This is a genomic window from Pseudomonas akapageensis (genome assembly GCF_011355085.1).
GTDB classification, from domain to species: domain Bacteria; phylum Pseudomonadota; class Gammaproteobacteria; order Pseudomonadales; family Pseudomonadaceae; genus Aquipseudomonas; species Aquipseudomonas akapageensis.
Genome location: NZ_VXCP01000041.1, coordinates 82,372 through 99,640, shown reverse-complemented (window position 1 = coordinate 99,640; position 17,269 = coordinate 82,372). Strand labels below are relative to the sequence as shown.

Annotated in this window: 12 protein-coding genes; 11 read left to right on the top strand and 1 reads right to left on the bottom strand. The window is 60.8% G+C overall.

All coding sequences use genetic code 11. The annotated features are described in order from the left end of the window. Positions 1-226: 226 nt before the first annotated feature. Entirely contained in the window at positions 227-1,360 is a 1,134-nt protein-coding gene (locus tag F2S13_RS23905; RefSeq protein ID WP_166365509.1) for a polysaccharide deacetylase family protein, read from the bottom strand. 226 nt (positions 1,361-1,586) lie between these two features. On the opposite strand from F2S13_RS23905, the gene yaaA reads away from it, so the two are divergent. The 11 genes from yaaA (at position 1,587) to F2S13_RS23850 (ending at position 17,258) form a co-directional block, all read left to right on the top strand. Then, a complete protein-coding gene (gene yaaA / locus F2S13_RS23900; protein WP_166365507.1) occupies positions 1,587-2,366 on the top strand; it encodes a peroxide stress protein YaaA in 780 nt (259 codons plus the stop codon). 826 nt (positions 2,367-3,192) lie between these two features. Next, positions 3,193-4,509 (top strand): nucleotide sugar dehydrogenase, encoded by a 1,317-nt coding sequence (locus F2S13_RS23895; RefSeq protein ID WP_166365505.1) that lies wholly within the window; start codon positions 3,193-3,195, stop codon positions 4,507-4,509. 112 nt (positions 4,510-4,621) lie between these two features. After that, entirely contained in the window at positions 4,622-6,103 is a 1,482-nt protein-coding gene (gene alg8 / locus F2S13_RS23890; RefSeq protein WP_425500243.1) for a mannuronan synthase, read from the top strand. Positions 6,104-6,138: 35 nt separating this feature from the next. Next, the gene (locus F2S13_RS23885; RefSeq protein WP_166365501.1) at positions 6,139-7,305 is read left to right on the top strand and encodes an alginate biosynthesis protein Alg44; all 1,167 of its coding nucleotides are present in this window, start codon (positions 6,139-6,141) and stop codon (positions 7,303-7,305) included. 92 nt (positions 7,306-7,397) lie between these two features. After that, positions 7,398-8,774, top strand: coding sequence for an alginate biosynthesis TPR repeat lipoprotein AlgK (gene algK / locus F2S13_RS23880; protein ID WP_425500244.1), 1,377 nt, complete (start codon positions 7,398-7,400; stop codon positions 8,772-8,774). Beyond that, the gene (locus F2S13_RS23875; protein WP_166365497.1) at positions 8,771-10,255 is read left to right on the top strand and encodes an alginate export family protein; all 1,485 of its coding nucleotides are present in this window, start codon (positions 8,771-8,773) and stop codon (positions 10,253-10,255) included. The genes algK and F2S13_RS23875 overlap by 4 nt, the downstream gene beginning before the upstream one ends. 25 nt (positions 10,256-10,280) lie before the next feature. Beyond that, positions 10,281-11,846, top strand: a complete 1,566-nt coding sequence (gene algG / locus F2S13_RS23870) for a mannuronan 5-epimerase AlgG (RefSeq protein WP_166365495.1) — start codon at positions 10,281-10,283, stop codon at positions 11,844-11,846. Positions 11,847-11,859: 13 nt separating this feature from the next. Next, positions 11,860-13,317 carry an alginate O-acetyltransferase gene (locus F2S13_RS23865; RefSeq protein WP_166365493.1) on the top strand — a complete coding sequence of 486 codons (1,458 nt, stop codon included), beginning with the start codon at positions 11,860-11,862 and terminating at the stop codon, positions 13,315-13,317. A 7-nt stretch (positions 13,318-13,324) separates the two neighbouring features. After that, the gene (locus tag F2S13_RS23860; RefSeq protein ID WP_166365491.1) at positions 13,325-14,446 is read left to right on the top strand and encodes a mannuronate-specific alginate lyase; all 1,122 of its coding nucleotides are present in this window, start codon (positions 13,325-13,327) and stop codon (positions 14,444-14,446) included. Positions 14,447-14,631: 185 nt separating this feature from the next. Further along, positions 14,632-16,089, top strand: a complete 1,458-nt coding sequence (locus F2S13_RS23855) for an MBOAT family O-acyltransferase (RefSeq protein WP_166365489.1) — start codon at positions 14,632-14,634, stop codon at positions 16,087-16,089. 11 nt (positions 16,090-16,100) lie between these two features. Beyond that, the gene (locus tag F2S13_RS23850; protein ID WP_166365487.1) at positions 16,101-17,258 is read left to right on the top strand and encodes an alginate O-acetyltransferase; all 1,158 of its coding nucleotides are present in this window, start codon (positions 16,101-16,103) and stop codon (positions 17,256-17,258) included. Positions 17,259-17,269: the final 11 nt, after the last annotated feature.

Here is a 17,269-nt window from a genome sequence, read left to right as displayed (position 1 = left end):
AGAATGGGCCGGTCAGGACGCCACCTGTGTTGCAGGGTTCGGCGGTCTGTCTTCTCTATACCGCTAAACGTATGACAGAAAAAAGCACTTTGACGCTTTTTTGAAGTTTATTTTTCGCAAGCATGAAAATCACTTGGCGAGGGGGCAAAGCACCGCTACAGTCAGAGTTCAACCCGTCAAAAATGGCGTGGGAAAATTCCTACCCCATCGTCCGAAACCCCTCTATTCAGGGGCTCTTGGCAAAATCCTCGCATTCTTCCCAACCGATCCCGCTTTGCGCCGTCTGCTGCAGTAGCCAGGGCACTGCCGTTTGCGCCTTGGGCTGGGCATCGTGGAACGCAATCACACCCCGCCGCCATAGCAACATCAGGGTCAGAACCCGCTGGCCAGACTGTTCGGCGGTCAATTGGCCATTGCCGTCCTGCGAGTCGATGTCCCACAGTGCTACCTGTAATTGCTGGCTGCTGAAAAAGGCCTGGCTGTCGGCACGCCGTTGTCCATAAGGCGGGCGAAACAGGGGAACAAAGTTGTCCGGCAGATCTCCCTGCACCTGGGCCACGCTGCGAAGGACCGAATCCTGCCAGTCGCGCCACTGGTTGTGGGATCGGTACTGCCAGCCCTGTACGCCGACGCACTGGCCTTTGTATAACGCCTGGAGATCGCTGAGCGAGGTCTTGTCGCGGCGTTGCTGCACGCTGTTGCCCAGCACAAAGAACATGGCACTCAGCTTCTGCCGCCGCAGGTATTGGGTCAGGGCATCGGTGTGGCCATCCACAGGGCCTGGACCGCCGTCGAAAGTCAGCAGGAACAGACGGTCGTTGAGTTCGTCGCCATTGCGTTCCAGATCCGAGAAGCGCTCGATCTCGCTGGGTATTTGCGGGAACAGCGCAGCCTTGCGCAATAGTTCGTCCAGATAGCGCTCGTGGAACGTGCGGCTCGGCTCGGCCCAACGCTTATAGAAAGAGTCGGCGGCCACCTGGAACTTGCCCACCTGCTCACGCAGGCCCGGCAAATCGTCAATGGCATAGCAGAACGAAGCATCCTGCTCGCAGCTCTGCTGGGCCAGGTTGAAGTTCTGCCACAGGCGCTGCCACAGACGCTGGCGCAGGTGATTGATCGAGACCAGGTTCACCTGCTTGAGCCCCAGGCGCTGGGACAACGCGGCTTCGTCCAGGTCCTCGCTGGCCAGCAATTCCCGGGAAAAGGCCAGGATTTCGGCGCGTGATGCCACATCGAACAACGCGGGGCTGTTCAGCTGTTCCGGCCAGGTGCTGCGGTCGATCGTAGCGACGGGCGGCGGTGGGGCGGCCTGGGCAGAGATGCACAGCAAGGTGGTCAGCAATAGGAAGGCGATGCGCAAGGCAAGTCTCCGGTTATGCGCGGTGCGCTATTAAGCGGGCTGCGCCCATCGCTGGCAAGCCAGCTCCCACAAGAATTTTGTTGGCTGTGATGGACCCTGTGGGAGCTGGCTTGCCAGCGATCGGGCCAGCGCAATTCATCCGGTTAAACCCAATCTATCGCCACCATAGCTGGAGATCACAGCCCATCCCCCCTAAAATCCGCGCCATGCTTAAAGGAGCCTGCCCATGCTGACGGTGATTTCCCCAGCCAAAACCCTCGATTTCGAAACACCGCCCGTCACCGCGCGGCACACCCAGCCGCAATACCTGGACCACTCCCAGGAATTGATCCTGCAACTGCGCGAGCTGTCGCCGGTGCAGATCAGCGAACTGATGCACCTGTCCGACAAACTCGCCGGCCTCAACGCTGCGCGTTTCGGCAGCTGGACGCCGGCGTTCACGCCCGCCAACGCCAAACAGGCCCTGCTCGCTTTCAAGGGCGACGTCTACACGGGCCTCGATGCCGAAAGCCTCGGCGAAGATGACTTCAGCTATGCCCAGGACCACCTGCGCATGCTCTCGGGGTTATATGGCCTGTTGCGCCCGCTGGACCTGATGCAGCCCTACCGCCTGGAAATGGGCACCAAACTGGCCAATGCCCGCGGCAAGGACCTCTATGCGTTCTGGGGCACGCGCATCAGCGAATGGCTCAACGAAGCCCTCGCCGAGCAGGGCGACGACATCCTGCTCAACCTGGCCAGCACCGAATACTTCTCTGCCGTGAAGCGCCCGGCACTGAATGCACGGGTCATCAACACCGAATTTCGCGACTGGAAGAACGGCCAGTACAAGATCATCAGCTTCTACGCCAAGAAAGCGCGGGGCATGATGAGCCGGTTTGTCATTCAGGAGCGGATCAACGATCCGGAACAATTGAAGCAGTTCGATGTACAGGGGTATCGCTTCAGCGCTGAACTTTCCAAAACGGATAACCTGGTATTTTTGCGCGATCATCCCGAAGAGTAATTCCCCCTCCCCTTGCCTTCTGGTTCCCACGCTCTGCGTGGGAATCCCAGCCTAGACGCTCCGCGTCGCCCTCAAAAATCGACAAAATACTGACGCCAATAAATAGACGACTATCATTGATGGCCATTTAAAACTTGCGCGCCCATGGTTTTTTTTACCACCAATTCAATAATTTTTTTTCGGTACTGGCACAAAAATATCTCACCCCGGAATACTCCTTTATATATTGGGCAAAACCCACTAGTGCCATCAAATTGAAACCACGCAAAGTCACCGAATTATTAAAAAAATCTTCACCTTTCGCGAAACGGCCTTGGAACTAATTTCAATGGCGACCGCTCATACACCCCGTAACGATTCTCTGGAGACTTGTGAGAGATAACTTACATCACGACCTGAGGGGCCCTGAGAGTAACGTCAGGCCACTTCAAGGTCAGGGCCATAGCGAGCCCCTAAAAGTTGAACGCAGGAGATTACGCACCAAAAGTATCCCCTACACGGCCAGGCCAGCGTCTTTGAGCCGCACCTGATCATGCGCCTTAGTGATTGAAATTTATGGCTTTATGCCAGCGAACAGACAAGCACTGCATGACGGGATAGCGCTCTGCCATCAAGACCGGTCATATCAAAGGGCACGCCCTTACAATACGGCCAAGTTGCGTCCAACTTGAGTGCAACAACTTAGGCACTCGAATTCCATTATGCCTGCACACGGCACTATGACATTAAGCCGTCATACTTCCGCGTGCCCGAACACTGCTGGCTATTTAATCCAGTCTGGCTCTTATTGTTTGAGCCGGCGTGATAAACACATGAGGTGAATGCGATGCGTATCAGCATCTTTGGTTTGGGTTATGTCGGTGCAGTCTGCGCCGGTTGCTTGTCTGCACGTGGTCATGACGTCGTTGGCGTTGATATTTCCGACACCAAGATCGACCTGATAAACAATGGCAAATCGCCCATCGTTGAACCCGGTCTGGAAGAACTTCTGCAGCAGGGCATCAAGAGCGGTCGCCTGCGCGGTACCACCAATTTTTCCGCTGCCATTCGCGACACCGACTTGTCGATGATTTGCGTCGGTACGCCGAGCAAGAAGAACGGCGACCTGGAACTGAACTACATCGAGTCGGTGTGCCGCGAGATCGGTCTGGTCCTGCGTGAGAAAAACACCCGCCACACCATCGTCGTACGCAGCACCGTGCTGCCGGGCACCGTGAAGAACGTGGTCATCCCGATTCTCGAGGACTGCTCGGGCAAGAAGGCCGGGGTCGACTTTGGCGTCGCGGTCAACCCTGAGTTCCTGCGTGAAAGCACTGCGATCAAGGACTACGACTTCCCACCGATGACCGTCATTGGCGAATTCGACAAGGCCAGCGGCGATGTTCTGCAATCGCTGTACGAGGAACTCGACGCACCGATCATCCGCAAGGACATCGAAGTGGCCGAGATGATCAAGTACACCTGCAACGTCTGGCACGCGACCAAGGTCACCTTCGCCAACGAGATCGGCAACATCGCCAAGGCCGTCGGCGTCGATGGTCGTGTCGTGATGGATGTGGTCTGCCAAGACAAGGCCCTGAACCTGTCGCAGTACTACATGCGCCCGGGCTTCGCCTTCGGCGGCTCCTGCCTGCCCAAGGACGTGCGCGCCCTGACCTACCGTGCAGGCTCGCTGGACGTGGAAGCACCGTTGCTCAACTCGCTGATGCGCAGCAACGAATCCCAGGTCCAGAACGCCTTCGACATCATCTCCAGCCATGAAAAACGCAAGGTCGCCCTGCTCGGCCTGAGCTTCAAGGCCGGCACCGACGACCTGCGCGAAAGCCCGCTGGTGGAGCTGGCGGAAATGCTGATCGGCAAGGGCTATGACCTGAACATCTACGACAGCAACGTCGAGTACGCGCGCATGCACGGCGCGAACAAGGATTACATCGAGTCGAAGATCCCCCACGTCTCGTCGCTGCTCAATTCGGACTTCGATCAGGTCATCAACAACGCCGACGTGATCGTTCTCGGCAACCGTGACGAGAAGTTCCGTCCGCTCGCCGATGCCGTGCCGGAAGGCAAACAGGTCATCGACCTGGTCGGCTTCATGACCAAGGCCACTTCCCCGGCCAACCGTACCGAAGGCATCTGCTGGTAATCGCTGCACCGCGCGGGACCTTCGGGCCCGCGCGACACCTTATGCCTGCCTTAACCAAATTCGGGCTTCGTGACCCGTTACAAATTGCCCGAGAACGAGACGGATGCAGATCATGCACAGGCTAAAGCAAGGCCTGCTTCAGGCCGCCGGTTGGCTGTTCTATTTGAGCCTGCTCATGGCAATCGCCCTGATGCTGCCCAAATCCATTTTCGACCCCGAGTCGAAAGATTTCATTTTCCTGGTGGGCGCCATCGGTATCTGGCGTTACTCCATGGGCGCCACGCACTTCGTGCGCGGCATGCTGTTTCTCTACGTGGTCTACCCCTTCCTGCGGCGTAAAGTGCGCAAGCTCGGTGCGGCAGCTGACCCGTCCCATGTCTTTCTGATGGTCACCAGCTTTCGCATCGACGCGCTGACCACCGCCCAGGTCTACAGCTCGGTGATTCGCGAGGCGATCGCCTGCGGCTTCCCCACGACCGTGGTCTGTTCGCTGGTGGAGATGTCCGACGAGCTGCTGGTGAAAAGCCTCTGGGCCAAGCTCAACCCGCCAGACCGGGTCAAGCTGGACTTCGTGCGTATCGCCGGCACCGGCAAGCGCGATGGCCTGGCCTATGGCTTCCGTGCGATTTCCCGTCACCTGCCGGACGAAAACGCAGTGGTCGCGGTCATTGATGGCGACACCGTGCTCGAAGAAGGCGTGGTGCGCAAGACCGTGCCCTGGTTCAAGTTGTTCGGCAACGTCGGCGGCCTGACCACCAACGAATTCTGTGAAGTGCGCGGCGGCTACATCATGAGCGAGTGGCACAAGCTGCGTTTCGCCCAGCGCCACATCAACATGTGCTCGATGGCCCTGTCCAAGCGCGTGCTGACCATGACCGGACGCATGTCGGTGTTCCGTGCCTCGGTGGTGACCAACCCCGAGTTCATCGCCGACGTGGAAAGCGACTCGCTGATGCACTGGCGCCTGGGGCGTTTCAAGTTCCTCACCGGCGACGACAAGTCCAGCTGGTTCAGCCTGATGCGCCTGGGCTACGACACCTTCTATGTGCCCGATGCCGCGATCAACACCGTCGAGCACCCACCGGAGAAGAGCTTCGTAAAAGCCAGTCGCAAATTGATGTACCGCTGGTATGGCAACAACCTGCGGCAGAACTCCCGGGCGCTGGGCCTGGGCATTCGTCGCCTGGGCGTGTTCACCAGCGTGGTGCTGTTCGATCAACGCGTGTCGATGTGGACCAGCCTGTTGGGTCTGACGGTCGCGCTGATCGCCAGCTTCAAGTTCGGTCCGGCTTACCTGCTCGCCTACCTGCTGTGGATCGGCATCACCCGCCTGATCCTGACCTTTTTGCTGCTGTGCTCCGGCCACAACATCGGCCCGGCCTACCCGCTGATCCTTTATTACAACCAGATCGTCGGGGCGATCATGAAGATCTACGTCTTCTTCCGCCTCGACAAACAGTCCTGGACGCGCCAGCCCACCACCCTCAAGCGTGACCTGGCGAGCTTTCAACAATGGTTCAACACCTGGTCCTCCCGGACCATGACCTTCTCGGCGGCCAGCATCTTCATTGCTGTGCTGTTCGTGGTGGTGTGAGCCGGAACCCGATTGGATCAAGTAGGAAAACCAACATGAATACAGCCGTGAACGTCAATGTCGTGCATGAGTCCGAAGCCCAGCGCCAACACGCCCGGGTGCGGATTCCGGCCAAGCTGCGCTATATCGCAGCCGACCGTCAAACCCTGGAAGCGCGGATCGAGGACCTCTCGGCCGGTGGCTTCTGCATCCTTGCCAAGCACCCCCTGCGCGTCGGTGACGTGCACCGTGGCCGCCTGCAGTTTCTGATCGACAACCTTGGCCTGGCCATGGATGTGGAGTTCCAGGTGCGCTCGTACGACCCGAGCAATGGCCGCACCGGTTGCCAGTTCCAGAACCTGGAGCAACGCGACATAGCCACCCTGCGCCACCTGATCACCTCGCACCTGTCCGGTGAGTTGGTGACCATGGGCGATGTGCTGAGCACCCTGCAGCGCGACAACTTCACCAAGGCGCGCAAGCAAAAGGACGGCGGCAGCGGCCTGAGCGCATTCGGTCGCCTGCGCGCCGTGACCTTCAGCCTGGGCGTTTTCGTGGTCGGTGTCGCGGCCTTCGGCTTCATCGCCAAATCGGTCTACGGCCTGTACTTCGTCAGCCACGCCCAGTCCGGCGTCGTCAGCATGCCGAGCATCAACGTCACCATGCCGCGCGACGGCACGGTGCAGCGCCTGGTCGAGGTTCACGGTGAAGTCGCCAAGGGCGCGCCGCTGGCCTCGTTCAGTACCAGCATGCTCGACGTGCTCAAGGGCCATCTGGATGACCAGCAATTGCAACCGGCCAAGGTCGAGGAACTGTTCGGCAAGCAGTTGAGCGGCACCCTGACCAGCCCGTGCGACTGCATCGTGGCCCAGCAACTGGTCGATGACGGCCAGTACGCCAGCAAGGGCGCGGTGATCTTCCAACTGCTGCCGCGCAACAGCCAGGCCACTGTGGACGCACGCTTCAGCTATCGCCAGTTCGACGACGTCAAGCCAGGGGCGCGGGTGAAGTTCCAGGTCGCCGGCGAAGACGATGTTCGGCAGGGGCAGATCGTCAGCAGCGCGAGCCTGAACAGCGCGGATCTGTCTTCGGATATTCGGGTGCAGATCAAGCCTGATGCGCCTTTGAGCAGTGAGCTTTCCGGGCGGCCGGTGGCGGTCAGCAGTGATCGTGGGCCGTCGCTGGATTGGTTGATTGATAAAGCTGTGGCGCGTGGGCTTTGACGGGGGATATGCCGGTGAAATTGCGTGAAGCTGGCGAGTGCGTTGCACTCGATCGCGGGCAAGTCGAGTCGTCGCACCGCCGCTCCTACAGGATCGCGGTGTTGGCGATTGCCATCGGGTTGGCTGGTTGCTCCGGCCTGCCCGACCAACGCCTGGCCAATGAAGCCCTCAAGCGCGGTGACACGGCGCTGGCCGAACGCAATTACCGTCAGTTGGCGGACCTGGGCTACAGCGATGCCCAGGTGGGCCTTGCCGATATCCAGATCGGCACCCGCGACCCGGCGCAGATCAAGGCTGCCGAAGCGACCTATCGTGCTGCCGTCGACACCTCGCCAAGGGCCCAGGCGCGTCTGGGCCGCTTGCTGGTGGCCAAACCCGATGCCAGCGAAGCCGAGCGCCATGAAGCCGAAACCTTGCTGAGCAAAGCCTTCGCCAATGGCGAGGGCAATACCTTGATCCCGTTGGCGATGCTCTACCTGCAGTACCCGCAGAGCTTCCCCGAGGTCAACGCCCAGCAAAAGATCGACCAGTGGCGCGCCGCCGGCTATGCCGAAGCCGGTCTGGCCCAAGTGCTGCTGTACCGCACCCAAGGGACCTACGACCAGCATCTGGATGAAGTCGAACGCATCTGCAAGGCAGCGCTGGCCAGTACCGACATTTGCTACGTGGAACTGGCGACCGTCTACCAGAAACGCGGCCAGGCCGACCAGCAAGGCGAACTGATCAAGCAATTGCAAGGTGCTTACCAACGCGGCGCGGTCCCGGCTACGCGGGTCGACAGCGTGGCGCACGTATTGGGCGATAGCACCCTCGGTCACACCGATGAAAAAACCGCCCAGGCGTTGCTCGAGCAGGTCGCTCCGGCCAATCCGGCCTCCTGGGTCAGCCTGGCGCAATTGCTCTACGACTTCCCGGAACTGGGCGATGTCGACAAGTTGATGGAATACATCGACAAAGGCCGTGCGGCCGACCAGCCCCGCGCCGAACTGTTGCTGGGCCGGCTCTACTACGACGGCAAGATGCTCCCGGCCGATGCCAAACAGGCCGAGCAACATCTGCAAAAGGCCGCCGCCACCGAGAACAATGCCCACTACTACTTAGGCCAGCTGTACCGTCGCGGCTACCTGGGCGAGGTCTACCCGCAGAAGGCCCTCGACCACCTGCTGACTGCCGCCCGTGGTGGCCAGAACAGCGCCGACTATGCCCTGGCGCAATTGTTCTCCCAGGGGCGCGGGACCAGGCCCGACCCTGTCAACGCCTATGTCTTCAGCCAACTGGCGCTGGCGCAAAACACGCCACAAGCCACCGAGCTGGCCCAGCAACTCAATGAACAACTGCCGCCGGCACAACGTGCCCAGGCCCAGCGCCTGTTGCAACAGGAGCGGCAAATGCGCGGCTCTTTGAACCAGGGTCAGAACGCCCTGCAACTGCACGCGCTGCAAGAACAAGACGGTGAGGATTCCCTATGAAACTCAATCCCTGGATGAAAGCCGGCATTGGCCTGAGCTTCGCCCTGATCTGGTCGTGCCCGACCCTGGCGGCAGAGACTGCGCAAAAGAACTTCGGCCTCGACGTGAAAATCACCGGTCAATCCGAGGACGACCGTGACCTGGGCACCCGCCCGGGCGGCGACGTCAATGGCGTGGGCCTGGACCTGCGTCCCTGGGTCTACGGCGAACGCGGCAACTGGAGCGCCTTCGCCATGGGCCAGGCGGTCACCGCCACCGACATCATCGAAACCGATACCCTGCAGCAGCCCACCGATACCGCCGACGAACTGGCCAGCAACAGCGACAACGGCCGCGAGCGGGACAAGAGCTACCTGGCCATGCGCGAGTTCTGGATCGGCTACAGCGGCCTGACTCCCTACCCTGGCGAGCAATTGAAGTTCGGCCGCCAGCGCCTGCACAACGATGACGGCATGTGGCGCGACACCAACATCGAAGCCCTCAACTGGACCTTCGACACCACCCTGCTGCGCGCCAACCTGGGCGTGGCCGAGCGCTTCAGCGAATACCGCACCGACCTGACCGAACTGGCCCCCGATGACAAGGATCGCGTGCATGTTTACGGCGATGTCGCGACCCAGTGGCAACCAGGCCATTGGGTCGGCCTGCGTGCCCACCACAGCGATGACAGCGGCCACCTGGCCAACCCCGGCGAAGTCGTCGATGTGAATGACAAGACGCAGACCGGCGACCTCACCTGGCTGGGCCTGGAAGCCAACAGCGACGCCTACAACTACCACAACCAGAACACCCTCAATTACTGGGGCAGCGTGACCTGGCTGACCGGCAACCGCGACTCGCTCAACACCACCACGATCAATGGCACAGAAATCGCCACCGGCCAGCAGAGCGGCGACGTCAATGCCTGGGCAACCGACCTCGGCATCCGCCTGCGCCTGGACCCGAACTGGCAGGTCGGTGCCGCCTATGCCCGTGGCAGCGGCGGTGGCGGCGACGACGGCTCGAGCAACTACGAGCAGACCGGCCTTGAGAGCAACCGCTCCAACTTCACCGGCACCCGCTCACGCATACACCGTTTCGGCGAAGCCTTTCAGGGCGAGCTCGGCAACCTGCAGGCCGCGACGCTGTTCACCTCCTGGCAGCTACGCGACGACTACGACGCCAGCCTGATCTACCACAAGTTCTGGCGCGTCGACGGCGACCAGAACATCGCCGGCAGCGGTATCAATGCCGTGGTCGACGACAACGGCATCAACCGTCAACTGATCCAGGGCGAGAACGACCTGGGCCAGGAAATGGATCTGGTGGTCACCAAGTACTTCAAGCAAGGCCTGCTGCCCGCTTCCCTGAGCCAGTCGATCGACGAACCGTCGGCGCTGGTACGTTTGCGCGGCGGGGTGTTCAAGCCCGGCGACGCTTACGGCAAGGAAGCGGATTCGTACATGCACCGCGCCTTTGTCGACGTGATCTGGCGCTTCTGATGCAAGACGCCAAGGGAGCGATGAGATGAACATTCGACAGCACAGCAGCCGAGGCCTGCTGGCCACGGCCCTGCTGCTGGCCAGCAGTGTCGCGCTGGCCAACACCGAGGCACAGGTCTCGGTGGCCAAGGGTTTGCAACAGGCCAAGACCTATACCGTTACCAGTGCGCCGATCGAACCGCTGCACCTGGACAAACCGGTGTTGCCGGACCTCACCGGTTACACCGCCGAAGCCGTGCAGGCCAGGATCGATCGCAGCCACAAGGGCAAGGTCCAGGTGCGGCGCATGCTGCAGGAAGACACCCTGAAGGAGTTCATCGGTGGCGACAACAAGATGGCCGAATGGGTGGCACGTCAGCATGGCATCCCGCAGGCGATCTTCATCGAAGACGGCCATGTCAATCTCAAGGACCTGAGCAAGACCCTGCCCAAACAATACTTCAGTGAAACCGAGCCGGGTGTGTTCCTCGCTCGCCTGCCGATCGTGGTCGGACGCAAGGGTATCCTCGAGATCGACAAGCAGACCCGCGAGTTGCGCCTGTCCCAGGAAAGCGGTTCGTTCCTGGTCAACGACGGCAAGCTGTTTGTCACCGACACCAAAGTCACCGCCTGGCGCGAGAAGGACAACGGCCCGGCCACCTTCCGCTCGCCCAAGGAGTTCCGCCCGTTCCTGCTGTCCTGGGGCGGCACCGAGACCTATGTGGTCAACAGCAAGATGGCCAGCTTCGGCTATGCCAAGAGTAAGTCCTACGGTGTCAGTATTTCCCAGTACACCCCGAACATGGCCAAGGCCATGGGACGCAGCGAGCCAACCGGCTGGATCATCGGTTCCGAGTTCACGGACATGTGGTACGGCTTCTACTGCTATGAAACCCAGGACTTCGTGCTCAAGGGCAATACCTACCGCGACAACATCGTCTATGGCATTGACCCGCACGACCGTTCGCACCGCCTGATCATTGCCGAGAACACCGTCCACGGGACCAAAAAGAAGCACGGCATCATCATTTCCCGTGAGGTCAACGACAGCTGGATCTTCAACAACCGCACCTACGACAACAACCTCTCGGGCATCGTGATTGACCGTAACAGCGTCAATAACCTGATCGCCTACAACGAGATCTACCAGAACCACACCGACGGTATCACCCTCTACGAGAGTGGCGACAACCTGATCTGGGGCAACCGGGTGATCAACAACCGTCGTCATGGCATCCGCGTGCGTAACAGCGTGAACATCCGCCTGTACGAAAACATCGCCATGGCCAACGGGCTGGTGGGCGTCTACGGGCACATCAAGGACCTCACCGACACCGATCGCGACATCGCCCTGGACCCCTTCGACACCAAGGTATCGCTGATCCTGGTCGGCGGTGAACTGGCCGCCAACGGCAGCGGCCCGCTGTCGATCGACTCGCCGCTGAGCGTCGAGCTGTATCGGGTCTCCATGCTGGCACCGAGCAAATCCAACGGTATCAGTTTCTCCGGCGTGCTGGGCGAGCGTCAGGACGAGATCCTCGACCTGATGGTGCGCCAGCGCAAAGCCGTGTTGATCGACCCTGTCGAACGCCAGACCGAAATGCGGGACTGAGGAAGGTATTTTTATGCATCCACAAATGATCAAGCTACTTAGCCTCTCGGGCCTGGCCGCTGCCATGCTGGCTGCCAGCGGCATCGCCCGTGCCGGTGACGTGCAGGCACCGTCCTTCAGCGCAGAACCCTGCTGCAACCTCTGCCCCGAAGCCCACGACGCCAGCCGTTACACCACGCGCTATCAGCAGAACTTCACCACCCTGGTGCAGGCTGAAGGCGACTGGCTGTTCCGTACCCGCGAAGACCTGCGCACCGAGTTCGATACCACACCCGAAGGCTACCGGCGCCTGCAGCAACTGCACGATGCGTTCAAGGCCAAGGGCGTGGAGCTGGTGGTGGTCTATCAACCGACCCGCGGGCTGGTCAATCGCAACAAGCTGGCGCCTGCCGACAAGGCTGCCTTCAACTACGACAAGGCCTTGAAGAACTACCAGACCATGCTCGCCCGCTTCAGCAAGATGGGCTACTGGGTGCCCGACCTGTCGCCGCTGACCAACGAGCAACTGCCGCTGGCCGAGCAAGGCCATGATTTCTACTTCCGTGGCGACCAGCACTGGACGCCATATGGCGCCGAGCGCGCAGCGAAGATCGTGGCCGAGAAGGTCAAGCAGGTGCCGGCTTTCGCCGAGGTTACCAAGCGCGAATTCGAGACCCACAAGTCGGGACGCATGGGCAAGACCGGCACCCTGCACACCGTCGCCGGGCAGCTGTGCGGCACCAGCTATGCCATCCAGTACATGGACCAGTTCGTCACCGAGCCCAAGGGCGAAAGTGGCGGTGACGACCTGTTCGGCGATGCCGGTAACCCGCAGATCACCCTGGTCGGCACCAGCCATAGCGGCAAGAACTACAACTTTGCCGGTTTCCTGGAGCAATACATCGGCGCCGACGTGCTCAACGTCGCCTTCCCCGGCGGCGGCCTGGAAGGCTCGATGCTGCAGTACCTGGGCAGCGAAGACTTCCAGAAAAAGCCACCGAAGATCCTGATCTGGGAATTCTCGCCGCTGTATCGCCTGGACCAGGAAACCATCTACCGGCAGATGATGGCCCTGCTCGACAACGGCTGCGAAGGCAAGCCGGCGCAGCTTAGCGCCAGCACTTCGCTCAAGCCAGGCAGCAATGAGGTGATGGTCAATGGCAAGACCGGCGACATCAAGAACCTCGACAACGGCAGCCACCAGATCGACATCCAGTTCGAAGACAAGTCGGTGAAAACCCTGCAGGCGACCCTCTGGTACATGAACGGCCGCCACGAAAACGTGAAGATCGAAAAGCCGACTACAGCGGAAACCGACGGGCGCTTCGCCTTTGAGCTGCGCGACGACGAGGACTGGGCCGCGCAGAACCTGTTGGCCGTGGAAGTCCAGGGCCCCGAAGCCGGAACCGCGCCGCAGAAAGTCGAAGCGAAAGTGTGCAAACGCAACGTGTTCCCTGGCGTCGCGCGACACAACGCGCAAGCCGGGCTGTGAGGTACTTATGCAGACTTTGAAAAACACCGCTCGAAAACTGGCCACGCCGGCCCTGTTCGGCCTGGCGCTGTTCGGCCCGGCGGCGCAGGCCGCCACGCTGGTGCCACCACAGGGGTACTACGCCGGCATCGAAAAACTGAAGACCGGCAAAAGCGCCTTCAAATGCGACGCCGTACCCACGCCCTACACCGGCAAGCTGGTGTTTCGCAGCAAGTACGAAGGCTCCGACCAGGCGCGGGCGACCCTGAACCTGGAATCGGAAAAAGCCTTCCGCGAATCGACCGCCGACATCACCACCCTCGAGCGCGGGGTGAGCAAGCAGGTCATGCAATACATGCGCGACGGCCGCCCGGAACAACTGGACTGTACGCTGGACTGGCTGAGCAGTTGGGCGCGCGCCGATGCGCTGACCAGCACCGAGTTCAACCACACCGGCAAGTCCATGCGCAAATGGGCACTGGGCAGCCTGTCTTCGGCCTGGTTGCACCTGAAGTTCTCCAATTCGCACCCGTTGGCCGCACATCAGCAGGAAGCCGAATTGATCGAGAACTGGTTCGGCAAGCTGGGCGACCAGGTGGTCAGCGACTGGAGCAATCTGCCGCTAGAGCAGGTCAACAACCACTCGTACTGGGCGGCCTGGTCGGTGATGTCCACGGCCGTGGTGACCGATCGCCAGGACTTGTTCGACTGGGCCGTGAAGGAATACCGCATCGGTGCCGGCCAGGTCGACGATCAGGGCTTCCTGCCCAACGAGCTCAAGCGCAAGCAGCGCGCCCTGGCTTACCACAACTACGCCCTGCCGCCACTGGCGATGATCGCCAGCTTCGCCCAGGCCAACGGTGTCGACCTGCGCCCGGAGAACAACGGTGCGCTGAAACGGCTGGGCGACCGGGTGCTGGCGGGAACCAGGGACCCGAGTGCGTTCAAGAGCAAAAACGGCGAGAAGCAGGACATGACTGACCTGAAGATCGACAGCAAGTACGCCTGGCTTGAGCCGTGGTGCAGCCTTTATGCCTGCAGCCCGGAGGTGATCAAGCGCAAGCGTGGGATGCAGCCGTTCAAGAGCTTTCGGTTGGGTGGAGACCTGACCAGGGTCTACGACCCGGCGCATGAAAAACGCGGCACCTAATCCTGTGGGAGCTGACCCTGTGGGAGCTGGCTTGCCAGCGATGCGATTTGACTGACGGACCGCGTTGGCCCGATCGCCGGCAAGCCGGCTCCCACAAGAGCGGCATGCAATACAACTCTCCCTAATTTCTTGGGGGGTTTGGGGGGGCTTTGCCCTCGACTGTTGAATAACAAGGAGAGATCGGGATGGTGTTTTCATCCAACGTGTTCCTGTTCCTGTTCTTGCCGGTCTTTCTCGGCTTGTACTACCTGAGCGGGCAACGCTATCGCAATCTGCTGTTGCTGGTTGCCAGCTACGTGTTCTACGCCTGGTGGCGGGTGGACTTCCTCGCGCTGTTCGCCGCCGTCACCCTGTGGAACTACTGGATCGGCCTGAAAGTCGGCGCTGCCGGCGTTCGCAGCAAGCCCGCCCAGCGCTGGCTGCTGCTTGGCGTGGCCGTGGACCTGGGCATCCTCGGCTATTTCAAGTACGCCAACTTCGGCGTCGACAGCCTCAACGCCATCATGACCTCGTTCGGGCTGGAACCTTTCATCCTGACCCACGTGCTGCTGCCGATCGGGATCTCGTTCTACATCTTCGAGTCGATCAGCTACATCATCGACGTGTACCGCGGCGATACCCCGGCCACGCGCAACCTGATCGACTTTGCCGCCTTCGTCGCGATCTTCCCGCACCTGATCGCCGGCCCCGTGCTGCGCTTTCGCGACCTGGCCGACCAGTTCAACAACCGCACCCATACCCTGGACAAGTTCAGTGAAGGTGCCACACGGTTCATGCAGGGTTTCATCAAGAAAGTTTTCATCGCCGACACCCTGGCGGTGGTCGCCGACCATTGCTTCGCCCTGCAGAACCCGACTACCGGTGACGCCTGGCTCGGCGCCCTGGCCTACACCGCGCAGCTGTACTTCGACTTCTCCGGCTACAGCGACATGGCCATCGGCCTGGGTCTGATGATGGGTTTCCGCTTCATGGAAAACTTCAAGCAGCCGTACATCAGCCAGTCGATCACCGAGTTCTGGCGGCGCTGGCACATCAGCCTGTCCACCTGGCTGCGCGACTACCTGTACATCACCTTGGGCGGTAACCGCAAAGGCACCCTGATCACTTATCGCAACCTGTTCCTGACCATGTTGCTGGGCGGGCTGTGGCATGGCGCGAACATCACCTACATCGTCTGGGGCGCCTGGCATGGCACGTGGCTGGCCATCGAGAAAGCCTTGGGCATCAACACCACGCCGCGCCGTTTCAATCTCGTGCGTTGGGCGCTGACCTTCCTGCTGGTGGTGATGGGCTGGGTGATCTTCCGTGCCGAGAACCTGCACGTGGCCGGGCGTATGTACGGTGCCATGTTCAGTTTCAGCGACTGGCAATTGTCCGAACTCAACCGCGCCAGCCTGACCGGCCTGCAAGTCGCCACCCTGATTGTGGCCTACGCCACCCTGGCGTTCTTCGGCCTGCGTGATTTCTACCGCAACCAGCAGCCCCAACCGGTCGCCATTGCTGTCGACGTACAGCAGGGCAACGCCATCGCCATCGACTGGTCGCTGTATGCCAGCCGTGCGCTGGTGCTGCTGTTGTTCGTGGCCTCGATTCTCAAACTTTCGGCGCAGAGCTTCTCGCCGTTCCTTTACTTCCAGTTCTGAGGGCGCCGACCATGACCCGCTCATTACGCATCCTCTATATCGCGCTGTTCCTGGCCATGCTGCTGTGCCTGGGGGCCTGGTCCCTGCGCAGCTTCATGGGCTTCAACACCAACAGCGACGCCACGCTGCTCAATGGCCGCTGGGCCAAGGCCGTCGAGACCCATTACGACGACGAATTCCCGATCAAGCGCCTGGGCACCAACCTCTGGGCCGCGCTGGATTTCAAACTGTTCAACGAAGGTCGTCCGGGCGTGGTGCTCGGTCGCGACCAGTGGCTGTTCAGCGATGAGGAATTCAAACCCATCGCCGGCAGCGATCAGTTCGAGCAAGAGAACGTGGCTCTGATCCAGGGCGTACTCGACACCCTCAAGCAACATGGCGTGCAACTGGTGCTGGCGATCGTGCCGGCCAAGGCCCGCCTGTATCCGGAATACATTGGCGAGCAGGTGCCTGCCACCCTGCACACCGACCTGTATCAGGAGTTCCATGCCCAGGCCCGTCAGGCCGGGATTTTCGCCCCCGACCTGCTGACACCGCTGCAACAGGCCAAAGACCGAGGCCAGGTCTTCCTGCGCACCGACACCCACTGGACTCCGATGGGCGCAGAAGTGGTGGCGCAGCACCTGGGCCAGGCCATCGCAGAACTCATGCCGCTGAGCGGAGAACCACAGCACTTCGTGACCGAAGCCCAACAGAGCACCCCTTACAAAGGCGACTTGACCAGCTTCCTGCCGCTCGATCCGTTGTTCAGCGATCTGCTGCCGGCACCGGACAACCTGCAGCAGCGCACTACCCGGGCCGCCGAAGCCAATGCGGACAGCGGTGATGCACTGTTTGCCGACAACGAAATTCCAGTCGCCCTGATCGGCACCAGTTACAGCGCCAACCCTAACTGGAACTTCGTCGGCGCCCTGCAGCAGGCCCTCGCCAGCGACGTGGTCAATTACGCCGAGAACGGCCACGGCCCGCTGCTGCCGATGCTCAAGTACCTGCAAACCGACGCCTTCAAGAATTCGCCGCCCCAGGTGCTGATCTGGGAGTTCCCCGAACGTTATCTGCCAATGAAAAGCGACCTCAGCGAGTTCGACCCGCAGTGGATCGCACAACTGAAGAAAACCCGTAACGCCAATCAAGACCTGGCCCTGTCGTCCAATCGGACGCAAAACTGAGAGGAAACGAA